The organism is Roseomonas marmotae, assembly GCF_017654485.1.
Taxonomy (GTDB): Bacteria; Pseudomonadota; Alphaproteobacteria; order Acetobacterales; family Acetobacteraceae; genus Pseudoroseomonas; species Pseudoroseomonas marmotae.
In genome coordinates, this window is the sequence record NZ_CP061091.1 from 207,501 (window position 1) to 220,826 (window position 13,326).

General features: G+C 70.6%; 14 protein-coding genes (1 of these 14 cut by a window edge). 4 read left to right on the forward strand and 10 right to left on the reverse strand.

Features of this window, described 5'->3' with window-relative positions:
- Positions 1–305: the 5' end (the start) of a tripartite tricarboxylate transporter substrate binding protein gene (locus IAI58_RS00960; RefSeq protein ID WP_207447877.1), read on the reverse strand. 673 nt of this gene lie to the left of the window's left edge; only the first 305 of its 978 coding nucleotides appear in the window; its start codon is at positions 303–305; its stop codon lies off the left edge, out of view.
- A 144-nt stretch (positions 306–449) separates the two neighbouring features.
- A complete protein-coding gene (locus tag IAI58_RS00965) occupies positions 450–1,340 on the reverse strand; it encodes a LysR substrate-binding domain-containing protein (RefSeq protein ID WP_207447879.1) in 891 nt (296 codons plus the stop codon).
- A 133-nt stretch (positions 1,341–1,473) separates the two neighbouring features.
- Between IAI58_RS00965 and IAI58_RS00970 the strand changes: the two genes are divergently transcribed.
- The 3 genes from IAI58_RS00970 to IAI58_RS00980 all read left to right on the forward strand — a co-directional run bounded on the left by IAI58_RS00970 (position 1,474) and on the right by IAI58_RS00980 (position 3,707).
- A complete protein-coding gene (locus IAI58_RS00970) occupies positions 1,474–1,716 on the forward strand; it encodes a DUF1127 domain-containing protein (protein WP_207447880.1) in 243 nt (80 codons plus the stop codon).
- A gap of 120 nt (positions 1,717–1,836) precedes the next feature.
- Positions 1,837–2,223 (forward strand): MAPEG family protein, encoded by a 387-nt coding sequence (locus tag IAI58_RS00975; protein WP_207447881.1) that lies wholly within the window; start codon positions 1,837–1,839, stop codon positions 2,221–2,223.
- Positions 2,224–2,276: 53 nt separating this feature from the next.
- Positions 2,277–3,707 (forward strand): amidohydrolase, encoded by a 1,431-nt coding sequence (locus IAI58_RS00980; protein WP_207447882.1) that lies wholly within the window; start codon positions 2,277–2,279, stop codon positions 3,705–3,707.
- A gap of 251 nt (positions 3,708–3,958) precedes the next feature.
- On the opposite strand, the gene ahcY is transcribed toward IAI58_RS00980, so the two are convergent.
- The 6 genes from ahcY to IAI58_RS01010 all read right to left on the reverse strand — a co-directional run bounded on the left by ahcY (position 3,959) and on the right by IAI58_RS01010 (position 9,776).
- Positions 3,959–5,260, reverse strand: coding sequence for an adenosylhomocysteinase (gene ahcY, locus IAI58_RS00985; protein ID WP_207447883.1), 1,302 nt, complete (start codon positions 5,258–5,260; stop codon positions 3,959–3,961).
- A gap of 286 nt (positions 5,261–5,546) precedes the next feature.
- Positions 5,547–7,448 (reverse strand): phosphoenolpyruvate--protein phosphotransferase, encoded by a 1,902-nt coding sequence (ptsP, locus tag IAI58_RS00990; protein WP_207447884.1) that lies wholly within the window; start codon positions 7,446–7,448, stop codon positions 5,547–5,549.
- Positions 7,438–7,707 (reverse strand): HPr family phosphocarrier protein, encoded by a 270-nt coding sequence (locus IAI58_RS00995; RefSeq protein ID WP_237182472.1) that lies wholly within the window; start codon positions 7,705–7,707, stop codon positions 7,438–7,440. The genes ptsP and IAI58_RS00995 overlap by 11 nt, the downstream gene beginning before the upstream one ends.
- 113 nt (positions 7,708–7,820) lie before the next feature.
- Complete coding sequence (locus IAI58_RS01000) at positions 7,821–8,282, reverse strand: PTS sugar transporter subunit IIA (protein ID WP_207447885.1); 462 nt, start codon at positions 8,280–8,282, stop codon at positions 7,821–7,823.
- Between the two features lie 40 nt (positions 8,283–8,322).
- Positions 8,323–9,306 (reverse strand): RNase adapter RapZ, encoded by a 984-nt coding sequence (gene rapZ / locus IAI58_RS01005; protein ID WP_336512365.1) that lies wholly within the window; start codon positions 9,304–9,306, stop codon positions 8,323–8,325.
- A 20-nt stretch (positions 9,307–9,326) separates the two neighbouring features.
- On the reverse strand, positions 9,327–9,776 hold the full coding sequence (locus tag IAI58_RS01010; RefSeq protein ID WP_207447887.1) for an HPr kinase/phosphorylase: 450 nt from the start codon (positions 9,774–9,776) through the stop codon (positions 9,327–9,329).
- Positions 9,777–9,889: 113 nt separating this feature from the next.
- On the opposite strand from IAI58_RS01010, the gene IAI58_RS01015 reads away from it, so the two are divergent.
- The gene (locus IAI58_RS01015) at positions 9,890–10,852 is read left to right on the forward strand and encodes a threonine/serine dehydratase (protein ID WP_237182466.1); all 963 of its coding nucleotides are present in this window, start codon (positions 9,890–9,892) and stop codon (positions 10,850–10,852) included.
- 40 nt (positions 10,853–10,892) lie between these two features.
- Here IAI58_RS01015 and IAI58_RS01020 read toward each other — a convergent pair whose 3' ends face one another.
- Positions 10,893–11,759, reverse strand: a complete 867-nt coding sequence (locus IAI58_RS01020) for a hypothetical protein (protein WP_207447889.1) — start codon at positions 11,757–11,759, stop codon at positions 10,893–10,895.
- Complete coding sequence (locus IAI58_RS01025; protein ID WP_208776001.1) at positions 11,756–13,270, reverse strand: hypothetical protein; 1,515 nt, start codon at positions 13,268–13,270, stop codon at positions 11,756–11,758. Before IAI58_RS01025 ends, IAI58_RS01020 begins: the two co-directional genes overlap by 4 nt.
- Positions 13,271–13,326 lie beyond the last annotated feature (56 nt).

The following is a 13,326-nucleotide window of genomic DNA, read 5'->3' on the forward strand; positions in this document are numbered from 1 at the left end:
TTCGTGGCCTGGGTGTCATAGGCCAGCATCCAGCTCATGCCGTCCGCCGGGGCCCGTGCCGCCTCGATGGCGCCGATCGAGCCGGAGGCGCCGCCGCGATTGTCGATCACCACCGGCTTGCCCAGCACATCCTGCAGGCGGGGTTGCAGGATGCGGGCCACGGTATCGGTGCTGCCACCGGGCGGCCAGGGCACGATGAGGCGGATAGGCCGGTCCGGCCAAGCCTCGCTCGCCCGCAGCAGGCCCGGCATGGCCAGCCCTGCGGCGGTCAAGGCCAGCAGGCCTCTCCGATGGGTGTTCGTCATTCTCGTCTGCTCCATCCCGTGACCCCGGCGGCTTTGTTCCGTCCTGGGGGGATGCAGGGGGGGCGCGCCGCATCCGGCCGCCTTCCCCGCATCGGCAGGAGTGCAGCATCCGCGCATCCATCCGGCAAGTAGGATTGGTGCCTCTCAGCCACCCCGGTCCGGCAGGCCGCCTGGCTCATGGCGGAAGCTGCCGATGATGTGCTCCTCCAGCGCGCGTGCCACAGGAGTATCGCTTCCGGCGGCCAGGGCGATCTCGAATTCCGGCAGCGGCGGCAGGCCATCCGATTCGTCGAGCACCCGCAACCCGGCCTGCAACGGCGCCGCCAGGCCGACGGTGATGGCCAGCCCCGCCAGCACCACCGCATGCGTGCCCATCTGCGAGCTGGAACTGTAGGTGACGCGCCAGGGAATCCCGGCTTCCTCCAGCGCCGTCGTCGCCGCCTTCCGCCAGACGCAGCTCGGCTGCGCGAGCGAGAGCCGCAGCGGCGACATCCGGTGCACCGCATGGGCGGAGGAACCCACCCAATACAGCGGCCCGCGCCAGAGGATGGTGCTGTCCTGTTCCCGCCCATTGCCGGCGGAGAAGAGGGTCAGGTCCAGCTCCCCATGCTCCAGCCGCTGCAGCAGTTCGGAGGAAGGAGCGCAGATCACCTCCATCTCCACCGCCGGATGGGTCTCGGCGAACCGGGCCAGGATTTCCGGCAGCCAGACCAGCACATAGTCGTCCGGCGTGCCCAGCCGCACATGGCCGGTGATGTCGGGGGAGCGGAAATTGGCCAGGATCTCGTCATGCATGGCCAGCAGCGGCCGCGCCCGATCCAGCAGCCAGGACCCATGCGGGGTCAGGGAGAAGCCGCCGCGGCCGCGCAGCAGCAGCGGCTGGCCCAGCGCATCCTCCAGCCGCCGCATCTGCATGGAAACCGCGGACTGCGTGCGCCCCACCCGCTGGGCGGCGCGCGTGACGCTGCCGCCTTCGGCGATCAGCACGAAGGAGCGCAGCAGATCCGGGTCCAGGCCGGGCGGGAGGAAGAGCATGACCCATTATCCATTATCTTGATACCGAACATCAAAATAATTCGTTTTATTTATTTCGCTCCCGACCGCAGCATCGGCGCCGCCAAGAGGTGCAGCCTTCCGCACCCAGAACGGAACATGAAAGGTTCTTTCGATGCTCGCCCATCCCGCCCAGGCTTCCAACCTGCGGACGATACCGGGCCATGTCAGCCAAGCCTTCGGCTGGGCCGGCCTTCTCCGCCACATGCTCATCATGGTGGAGACGCGCCTGCAGCTGCAGGAACTGGATGAACATCTGTTGCGCGACATCGGCGTGACACGCCATGGCGCCCAGCGCGAGGCGCGCCGCGCACCATGGGATATCGGACCCGACGGCAAGCCGCGCCCCGGGTTCTGAAGGCACGGCCGGGGCGGCTTCCCCTCCTCCCCCACCGCCCCGGCCGCGTCCGCTGGACAGCACCGCCCGCCTCCGGTCTCCTTGCCCTCCCTGGAGAACAGCGATGGAGCGCGCGGCGGCATGACCCTGGCGAACTGGATGATCCTGGCGGCCGCCCTGCTGCCCTACCTGACAGTGGTGGTGGCCAAGGCCGGCGCGCCCGGCTTCGACAATGCGGCGGTCCGCCCCTCACTGGAGCAGCAGCAGGGTTATCGCCAGCGCGCGGACTGGGCGCACCGCAACCACTTCGAGGCCTTCGCGCCCTTCGCCGCCGCCGTGATCCTGGCGCAGGCGGCCGGCGCCGCGCAGGGGCGGATCGACCTGCTGGCCTTCGCCTTCGTGCTGCTGCGGCTGGCCTATACCGGCGCCTATCTGGCCGGGATCCCGCGCCTCCGCACCGCGCTCTTCCTGCTGGGCTTCGCCTGCGTGGTCTGGCTCTTCCTGCTGCCGCTCTCCGCCCCGGCTTGACGCGGCCCGCCGGCCGAGGCCACTCCCGGACGACTGGCAGCAGGAGCATCCCCATGCGGAATACGGAAGCGATCTGGCATCTCGTCGATGTCCGGAAGGACGAGTTCACCGCCTTGAGCGACCGCGTCTGGGATATGCCGGAGTTGCTCTACAACGAGGTGCGCTCCTGCGCCGAGCATGTGGCGATGCTGGAGAAGCAGGGCTTCCGCGTCACCCGGAACATCGCCGGCATCCCCACCGCCGTCATGGGCGAGGCGGGCGAGGAAGGGCCGGTCATCGCCTTCCTCGGCGAATATGACGCGCTGCCCGGCCTGTCCCAGGAATCCGGCGTGGCCGAGCACCGGCCGGTCGAGGCCGGGGGCCATGGCCATGGCTGCGGCCACAACCTGCTGGGCGCGGCCTCCTTGCTCGCCGCCACCGCGCTGAAGGACCACCTGGAGAAGAATGGCCTGAAAGCCCGCGTCCGCTACTACGGCTGCCCGGCCGAGGAAGGCGGCGCCGCCAAGACCTTCATGGTGCGCGCCGGCGCCTTCCGCGACGTGGATGCCGCCATCACCTGGCATCCCTTCGCCTGGGCTGGCGTGCAGGAAGCCGATTCGCTGGCGATGACGCGGATCGACTTCTCCTTCACCGGCCGCAGCAGCCACGCCGCCGCCGCGCCGCATCTCGGCCGCAGCGCGCTGGATGCCGTCGAGCTGATGAATGTCGGCGTGAACTACATGCGCGAGCACATGCCGTCCGACGCGCGCATCCATTACGCCTATCTGAATGCCGGCGGTATCGCGCCCAATGTGGTGCAGGGCCAGGCCAAAGTGCGCTACGCCGTGCGCGCCCATACGCTGCACGAGATGTTCGCGCTGATCGAGCGGGTGAAGAAGATCGCCGAGGGTGCGGCGCTGATGACCGAGACCACGGTGGAAAGCCAGATCCTCTCCGCCACCGCCAACCTGCTGGGCAATGCGCCGCTGGAGCAGGTGATGCAGAGCAATTTCGAACGCCTTGGCCCGCCGCCCTTCGATGAGGCGGATCGTGCATTCGCCCGCGAGATCCAGGTGACTCTCTCGCCGGCCGATATCGCCAGCAACTACAACCGCTCCGGCTTCAAGGCCCGCCAGGACCAGCCGCTGGCGGATGCGATCCAGCCCCCCATCGCCGAACGCAGCGGCCCCAGCCTGCTGGGCTCGACCGATGTGGGCGATGTCTCCTGGGTGGTGCCGACGGTGCAGGCCAGCGGCGCGACGCTCGCCATCGGCACCCCCGCGCATTCCTGGCAATGGACGGCGCAGGGCAAGATGCCGGCGGCGCATAAGGGCATGGTGCATGTGGCCAAGGTCATGGCCGGCACCGCCGTGGACCTGATCGAGAAGCCGGAGTTGCTGGCGGCGGCCAAGGCCGATCTCGCGGCGCGGACGGAAGCCACGCCCTATGTCTGCCCGATCCCGGAAGGGGTGGAGCCGCCGCTGAAGATGGCGACGGGCGGCTGAAGGTTTGCAGAAAGGCCGGGGGAATGAATTCCCCCGGGCCCCCTTCTTTTATGTTCGAGTTTCAGCTTCGGCCCTGAACCGGGGCGTGCCACCAGATCGAAGAAGAAAGGAGGGGTTTGGGGAATTCATTCCCCGAGCTTCACCTCCGGAACGCGAACCGCCGCCTCCCCGGCAGGGGAAGCGGCGGCTTTGTCGCGGCGCCCAGCCAGGCCACCGCCGACGCCGGGGCGCAGGGCCCCGGCCGCGTGGTCTCAGTAGCGGTATTCTTCGTGCTTGAAGGGGCCTGCCGGGGTCACGCCGATATACTCGGCCTGGGCCTGGGACAGCTTGGTCAGCTGCGCGCCGACCTTGGCCAGGTGCAGCGCCGCCACCTTCTCGTCCAGCTTCTTCGGCAGCGTGTAGACCTTGTTCTCATAGGCCTGGTGGTTGGTCCAGAGCTCGATCTGCGCCAGCACCTGGTTGGAGAAGCTGGCGGACATCACGAAGCTCGGATGGCCCGTGGCATTGCCCAGGTTCACCAGCCGGCCCTCGGACAGCACGATCAGGCGCTTGCCGTCGGGGAAGATGACCTCGTCGACCTGCGGCTTGATGTTGTCCCAGACGTAGTTGCGCAGGGCGCCGATCTGGATCTCGCTGTCGAAATGGCCGATGTTGCAGACAATGGCGCGGTTCTTCATCGCGCGCATGTGGTCGATGGTGATGACGTCGATATTGCCCGTGGCGGTGACGAAGATATCGCCGCGCGGCGCGGCATTCTCCATGGTCACGACCTCATAGCCTTCCATCGCGGCCTGCAGGGCGCAGATCGGGTCGGCCTCGGTCACCAGCACGCGGCAGCCGGCATTGCGCAGGCTGGCGGCGGAGCCCTTGCCCACGTCGCCGAAGCCGGCGACCACGGCGACCTTGCCGGCCATCATCACGTCGGTGCCGCGACGGATGGCGTCCACCAGCGATTCACGGCAGCCGTAGAGGTTGTCGAACTTCGACTTCGTCACGCTGTCGTTCACGTTGATGGCGGGGACCTTCAGCGTGCCCTTGCGCGCCATGTCCCAGAGGCGGTGAACGCCGGTGGTGGTCTCCTCGGACAGGCCGCGGATGCCCGGCAGCAGCTCGGGGAACTTCTCATGCACCACGGTGGTCAGGTCGCCGCCGTCGTCCAGGATCATGTTGATCTCCCAGCCATCCGGGCCACGGACAGTCTGGTCGATGCACCACCAGAACTCCTCCTCCGTCAGGCCCTTCCAGGCGAAGACGGGGATGCCGGCGGCGGCGATGGCGGCCGCGGCATGGTCCTGGGTGGAGAAGATGTTGCAGGAGGACCAGCGGACCTCGGCGCCGAGCGCGGTCAGCGTCTCGATCAGCACGGCGGTCTGGATGGTCATGTGCAGGGAGCCCGCGATGCGCGCGCCCTTCAGCGGCTTGCTGGCGCCGTATTCCGCGCGCAGCGCCATCAGGCCGGGCATCTCGTCCTCGGCCATCGAGATCTCCTTGCGGCCCCACTCGGCCAGGGAGATGTCTTTCACCTTGTAGTCGGAGAAGGCGGTCGTGCTCATCGGGGGGCCCCTTGGAAGATCAGCGCGGCGTAACACGCCCGCCGCGGCAAGGCCAGGGAAGCCGCTATATATCAGGATATCTTTATGTGATTGTCGACATCCACGCGCGTCCGGGATGCTGACCCCTTCCAGGGAAACAGCACCGCCGGCACCGCAGGCGCGCGATCACAACGGCCTGCTGCGGTTTCCCCTCTCCCGGAGATGCGGAAGTCATGCACCGGCTTTTCCAGGGGCCCGACGCCGGCTCCTGCGGATGGCGGCGCGGTCTGGACAGGGCGGCAGAGCCTCAGCCGTCCTGGCCGAAACCCATCACCAGTTCCTGGATGCGCTTGGGGTCGCCCTGCTCCATCACCCGGCGGGCGTGGCGGGCGCAGTCGTCGATCTTCAGGCTCCGCACCATTTGCTTCACGCGGGGGATGGCACTGGCATTCATCGACAGGGCACGCAGCCCCAGGCCCAGCAGCAGCGGCACCAGACGGGGATTGCCCGCCATCTCCCCGCAGACGGAGACAGGCATGCGCAGCCGCAGCGCCGCTTCCGTCGCGAATTGCACGAGACGCAGCACGGCCGGGTGCAGGGGGTCGTAGAGATGGGCGACCTCGGCCTCGGCCCGGTCCACCGCCAGGGTGTACATGGCCAGGTCATTGGTGCCGATGGCGAAGAAATCGGCCTCCAGCGCGATGGCATCGGCCGCCAGCGCAGCGCCGGGGGTCTCGATCATGGCGCCCAGCAGCGGCAGTTTCTCCGGCAGCGGCACGCCCTTGCGGCGCAGGCGGCGGACGACGCGCTCATAGATCTCGCGCGCCTGCCGCACCTCCTCCGGCACCGTCACCATCGGCAGCAGCACGCGGATCTGCCCGGCCGGGGCGCCCTGGGCCGTGACCTGCTGGCTGGCGGCGCCGGCCACGCGCAGGATGGCGGCGAACTGCGCCTCCAGCAGCTCCGGCTTCTTCAGCAGCATGCGGATGCCGCGCAGCCCCAGCGCCGGGTTGGGCCCGGCATGGAAGGGCTCGATGCCTTCCGCCAGGGCCTGCATATCCTTCTCGCCGCCCCAGTCCAGCACGCGGATGGTGACGCAGTCGCCCGCCATCGCCTCGACGATCTGGGTATAGGCGGCGACCTGGGCATCCTCGTCCGGCAGGTCCTCGCGGTTCATGAAGAGGAACTCGGTGCGGAGCAGGCCGATGCCCTGCGCGCCGGCCTGGGCGATCAGCGGCAGCTCGGCCGGGATCTCCAGATTGGCCTGAAGCTCCACCTCCTCCCCGTCCTGGGTGACGGCAGGCAGGCGGCGCAGCTTGGCCAGGCGCGCCTTCTCCTTGGCATAGGCGGCCAGGGCATCCCGCCCGGCCTCCAGCGCGGCGGCGCCGGGGCGCAGCACGATGGTGCCGGCGGCGCCGTCCAGCACCGCCTGGTCGCCACGCGTCGCGGCCTCGGTCAGGCCGGGGCAGCCCAGCACGCTCGGGATGCCCAGCGCCCGCAGCATGATGGCGGTATGGCCGTCCGACCCGCCTTCCTCCGTCGCCACGCCGGCGATGCGGGTGGGGTCCAGCAGGGCGGCATCGGCCGGGGTCAGCTCCTCCGCCACCAGGATGGCGCCGACGGGCACATTGGTCAGGCTGCGGAAGGGGGTGGCCGTCAGGTTGCGGGTCAGGCGGCGGGCGATCTCCCGCACCTCCCCGGCGCGGCGCTTCAGCCCGGCCTTGTCGTCGTCCTTGGCGGCCAGGATGGTGGCGGCGATGGACTCCGCCTCGTCCTGCACCGCCGTCTCGGCAGCCAGCAGCTCCTCGCCGATGCGGCGGCGGGCGCCACGGATCAGCCGGCTGTCACCCAGCATCATCGCATAGGCATCCAGCAGCGGCTCCAGCTCCTCCTGCGCCTCCTCCGGCAGAACGCCCAGGCGCGCCTTCAGCTTGGAGACCTGCTTGCGGCTGGCGGTGACGGCAGAGGCCAGGCGATGGCGCTCCCCATCCACCATTCCGGCCTGGATCTGGCGGCGGGGCGTCTCGGCCTGCACCTCGCTGGTGTCATAGACGGCGCCGATCACCACGCCCGGAGAGACGGGGATGCCCTTGACCACCATCTCGCGCTGCCGGCGCAGCGCGGCCTTTCTGGCGCCCTCGCCGGGCTTCTTCACGGACTCGGCCGCGGCGGCCTTGGCTTCGGTGCTCCGCTGACCCTCAATCTTCATGGAATCCGGCCTCGATCAGGCCGGCCACAGCATCGAGGGCTTCCTTCGCGTCCCATCCTTCCGCGTCCACCACCACTTCGCTGCCCTTGCCGGCTCCCAGCATCATCAATCCCATGATGGAGCATGCCGGCACGGTCTGGCCATGGCGGGAGACATTCACGCAGGCGGAAAAACGCTCGGCCAGCGTCACCAGCTTCGCCGCCGCGCGGGCATGCAGGCCGCGGCTGTTACGGATGGTCACGGTGCGGCGCAGCACCATCGGGTTGTCCGCAGCCGCCTCGGCCGAATTGCCATCGCCCGGCCGGCCATTGATCTCGCGGAAGGAATCCGAGGGTGCGAGGAACAGGGGGCGCAGGTGCGGGAGCATGAACATCAGCTTGTTCCGGCCTTGCCGTCGGCGCCGCAAAGCCCCATCGGCTCGGGCGGCGGGCAACGGGCGGGGGTGGCGCAGGAAATATAGCGCCGTCCCGCAGACATGGCGTATTCAACCGCCTGCGCCAAGGGCTGGGCACCCCGCACGCGTGCCAGCTTGACCATCAAGGGCAGGTTCACGCCCGCGATCACCTCCACCGGACAGACGCCCGAAGGCTCCTCCGCCACGGCGGTCGCGAGGTTGGAGGGGGTGCCGCCGAACATATCCGTCAGGATCACGACGCCATCGCCCTGATCGACGGCGGCGACGCAGTCGCGGATATCCTGCCGCCGGCCATCCATGTCGTCCTCCGGCCCGATGCAGACCGTGGCGACACCACGCTGCGGCCCCACCACATGTTCCATGGCGAGGCGCAGTTCGTCGGCCAGGCGGCCGTGGCTGACCAGAACCATACCGATCATCGCGTGGCCACCGGAAGAAGGGGTTGGCGAATCAAGGCGTTCAACATTCTGGGGGCTTGCAAGAAGATGGGGCCTCCCGACCCGCAGGGGAAATAAGAGGATCAGGGCCAATCCCGGCCCGGCTTGGGGTAGGGCCGTCCTCGGCCCTCATATGGTCTTTCGGCGAGCGTTCTGACAGGGCCGCTTCCCGGTGGGTGAGGTCCACCCGCCATCCCTGGCTCCCCAGATGCGCCGCCAGCATCTCCGCCAGCAGCACGGAGCGGTGCTTGCCACCCGTGCAGCCCAGCGCGATCGTCAGGTATTTCTTGCCCTCGGCCGCGTAGCGGGGCAACAGCGGGTCTAACAGCGCCGTCATGCGTTGCCAGAATGGACCAAAGCCGGAATCCTCTTGAATGAAGGCGGCGACTTCCGGGTCCCGCCCCGTCAGGTGCCGCAGCGCCGGGTCGTAATGCGGGTTCCGCAGGAAGCGCAGGTCGAAGACCAGGTCGGCCTCCCGCGGCAGGCCGCGCGGAAAGGCGAAGGAAATCACCGCCACCGCCATGCCCAGGGCGTCGCCATTGTCGCGGAAGCGCTGCTCGACCTGCCGGCGAAGATCCGGCAGCGGCAGGTCGGAGGTGTCGATCACCACATCTGCGGCATCCAGCAGGGGCGCCACCAGCGCCGCCTCCCGCGCGATGCCGTCGCTGACCCGCGCGCCCAGCGACCCGCCCGGCGCCAGCGGATGCCGCCGCCGGGTCTCGGAATAGCGGCGCAGCAGCACCCCTTCCTCGGCGGTCGCGAAGACCAGTTGCAAGGCGATGGACGGCATCTGCCGCAGCCGGCAGAGCAGCGCCAGCAGCTCGGCCGGATCGAAGCCGCGCGTGCGGGCATCCACCCCCGCCGCGATCGGGCCGCCGCCGCCCTCCCGGACAATCTCCTCCAGCACCGAGAGGGGCGGGTTGTCCACCGTCTCGAAACCCAGATCCTCCAGCATCCGCAGGATGGAGGACTTGCCGGCGCCTGAGAGGCCGGTGACCAGGACCACCGGGCGAGGCCTGGTTCCGGTCATGCGGCCGCGAAGGCGCCGGCGCGCAGGGCATAGCGCGCCTCCGCGACACCCAGGGCCAGTTCGATCTTGGCCGGAGCGGAACAGTCGAAGGCATGCAGCGCCAGCAGCGGCAGGGAATGGCCCAAGACCTCGAAGGCTCGGGGTTCCGGCAGGCGGGGCACTTCCTCCCGCCCCACCAGCAGCACGGCCATGCGGAGTGCCGCGGGGCCATGGGGAAGGCCCTGGAAGATGCCGATGCCACGCACCTCCAGCAGCCCGGCCAGTTCCTCCGGGGCATCGGCGGTCACCCCGTCGGCCACCGCCGAGAGTGCCACCTGATCATCCGCCACCAGCTGCCAGCCCCGCTGCATCAGCCGCAGCAGCAGGTCGGACTTGCCGGCGCCGGGCACGCCCAGGAGCAGGACCCCTGCCCCAGCGGATGCGGCGCAGCTTCCGTGCTGCAACATAGTCGGGCCCCCGTTCCCGCCTGAAATATGAAGAAATATGGCATCTTCGGGGCAGGCAAAACAAGAGCACCCCGGTTGCACTCCCTTTCGGATCAGTGCAACCCTGCCGCGTTATGACCGACCCCATCACCGCACCCGCCATGCCGGCACTGGGCGCCGCCGAGATCCGCGCGGCGGCCAGCCGCATCGCCCCGCATATCCGCCGCACGCCACTGCTGCGCCTGCCGGCCGGCGCCCTGGGCACGCCCTGCGATGTCACGCTGAAGCTGGAGCTGCTGCAGGCCAGTGGCTCCTTCAAGCCGCGCGGCGCCTTCAACCGGATGCTGGCCGGACCGCTGCCGGCGGCCGGGGTCATTGCGGCCTCCGGCGGCAACCATGGCGCGGCCGTGGCCTATGCCGCCCGGAGCCTGGGCGTGCCGGCCGAGATCTTCGTCCCGGAGATCACCTCCGCCGCCAAGGTCGCGCGCATCCGCGGCTATGGCGCCCAGCTGGTGCAGGGCGGCGCCGCCTATGACGACGCGCGCCGCGCCAGCGAGGCGCGCGCCGCCGAGACCGGCGCGCTGCTGGTGCATGCCTATGACCAGCCCGAGGTCCTGGCCGGCCAGGGAACCCTGGCGCTGGAGCTGGAGGAAGACGCGCCAGAACTGACCCATGTGCTGGTGGCCACCGGCGGCGGCGGGCTGATCGGCGGCATGGCCGCCTGGTATGCCGGCCGCGCCCATCTGGTCAGCGTCGAGCCCGAGGCCTGCCCCACCCTGCATACCGCGCTCCGCGAGGGCCACCCTGCTCCGGCCCCGGTCGGCGGCGTGGCGGCTGACAGCCTGGGTGCGCGGCAGGTGGGCGAGGTGATGTTTCCCATCGCCCGCCAATACGTCCGCCAGTCCGTGCTGGTGCCGGACGAGGCCATCCGCGAGGCCCAGCGCCGGCTGTGGGACAGCTGCCGTCTGATCGCCGAACCCGGCGGCGCCACCGCGCTGGCCGCCCTGCTCTGCGGCGCCTTCGCCCCGCCGGACGGCGCGAAGGTCGGCGTGGTGGTCTGCGGGGCGAATACGGACCCCGGCAGCATCGCGGGCTAATATGCCGCCCCGGCCAGGGGGGCGGCGCCCCCTGGCCCTGTCACTCCTGCTCGTTCAGCAGTCCTTCCAGCACCCCGCGCAGCAGGATGACGCCTTCCTGCAGCCCCTGGAGCCGCACCGGTCGTCCGGCGGCCGAGCCGGTGGCGCGGCCGAAGCCCAGGCGGTCCTGGCCCAGCTCGGCGGCGGAGAGCTTGCCGTCGCCGTCATAATCCAGGCTCTCCATCAGCAGCCGCCCCACCGCCACGCCGGCCAATAGCCCGCCGCCACCGGTGGCCAGCACCGTCTCTGGCGTCGCATCCTCGGAAGCCGCCAGGACCCAGCTGGCGCCGCGCACGAGCCGGGCGATCTCCGCGACCGAGAGCGCCTTGTCGCCGGAGACGTCGCCCTCCCGCATCAGGGCTTCCGTGCAGGCCTGGGGCGAGGGCGCGCTGGGGCCACAGGCGGCCTCCATCGCTTCCAGCGCCGAGAGGAAAGCCACCCCCTCCCCATGCAGCGCCGCCAGCCCGGCGGGGGCGGCGGGGCAGCGGTGCCAGGACTGGATGGGCGTCGGGCCGGGCAGGCGGTCGTCGCGCAGCTTCGCGTCGGGCTCGGCCGTCTCCAGCGCCCCGGCATTGCCGCGCAGCAGGATGCGCGGCGCCTCGGCGCCACGGCCGACGCCCATGGTCCAGCCATCGACCTGACGGGATTCCGTGAAGCGGATCAGCCGCGCCGGGCCATCCACGGGCAGGCGGGTGGCGGCGCGGGCGGTCAGTTGCAGCGCGACCGTGGGGGCGGAGCACTCCCCCTGGTACCATGGGCCCCGCAGGGCCTCGGGCACCGGCGCCGGGGAAGGCTGGGCCATGGCGGGCGGCGCGAGCAGCAGCAGGCCCGCCAGGGCGGCGGCCAGCAGGGAGGGGCGGCGGCTCATGGCAGCGCCACCTCGGCCCCGGAACAGAGGTTGAGGTCGGGGCGGCTGACCTCCCGCCCGTCGCGGAAGACGGCGGACAGGGTGGCGGTGCAGCCGACGCCCTCGGGTGGCTGGAAGTCCAGGGCCTCCCCCTGCCCCAGCACGGTGGAGCCCAGGCGGTCCGGGCCCCGGTCCTGCCCGGCGGGATGGACGTAGAGTTCCACGATGGGCGCGGGGCCGCTGTTGCGCAGCCGCACGCCGCCCTCGCGCGGGGGGGCCCGCTCGATGGGGCCGGGGTTGCGGTCCAGCTTCTCGGCCAGCACCCAGTTCGGGCGCAGCACCACCATGCCGACGGCGCAGATATCGATGCCGCGCCGCTCCTCGGCGCCGCCATTGCCGAAGACGATCCGCAGATCGACCTCGCAGCCGCTGCGCAGCGTGATCTCCTGCCGCCCGCCACGCTCCAGCGGGCCGGTGAGGCGGTCGTCGCCCCAGTCCGTGTCGTTGATGTCGGAGGCATAGACCTCCTCCACCGCCGCGCTGTGGCGGTTGACCAGGGTGAGCACGCGTTCCGGCGCCCGCGGGATGCCGCTGCCGTCGAACAGCACCCGGCGGTTGCCGCTGCACATCTCCACCCCGGTCTTCTCCTCCACCGTGTCGTCCTCATAGATCGCGCGCAGGTCAGCCTGGCAGGCACGGCTGCGCAGGCGCAGCTGGAAGGTATCCCCGGCCTCCACGGGCACCGCGCCCATGCGGTCCGGCCCCCAGCGCTCCTGCGGCCGCGTCTCGCCCGACTCCAGCGGCGTGGTGTCGGCGAAGAGGCTGCGCATGGTGCGGCCGCTGCCATTGGCCACCTCCAGCTCCCGCCAGGGCAGGCTGGGATCGCCGAAGGAGAGGCGGGCGCGGCGGCAGAGATCGACGCGGCGCTTCTCCTCCAGCGTCTCGTCCTCGAAGACGGCGGTGACGTCGTAGACGCAGTCCTGGGTACGGCCGAGGCGCAGGATGAAGGTGCTGTCGGGCGGCACCACCTCGCTGCCCAGGCGGTCCGGGCCGCGTTCCCCGTTGCGGGCGGTACCGGAGGGGATGGCGTAGAGCTCGCGCAGCGTCAGGTCGGTGGCATTCTCCACCACCGCCTCCCGCAGCGGCGCATTGGGGTCGCCGAAGGTGACACGGTTGCCGCGGCAGAGATCGACGCCCCGCCGCTCGCGCGAGGTGCCGTCCGAGAGCACCACGCGCACATCGAAGAGGCAGAGGGTCTGGCGGCCGAGGGGCACGCGCAGGCTGGCGCCGGTGGGCAGGGTCTCCGTCCCCAGCCGGTCCTCGCCCGGCTCCACGCTGCCGGTGGGCGTGACATAGAGTTCGCGCAGCGCCAGGCCAAGCTCGTTGACCACGACCACCATGCGGTCCTGCGCCGGGCGCGGGGCCGGAGCTGCCCCCGCACCTGCCCCCGCCCGCTGGGCGAGGCCCGTGGAGACGAAACCAGGGGCCGCCAGCAAGGCCAGAACACTTCCCACTGCAAGCCAGATACGCATCCAGACCCCCGCCGCCGCAATGCAACATGGCGGGGCCGCAGGGCCCGGTGCAAGCC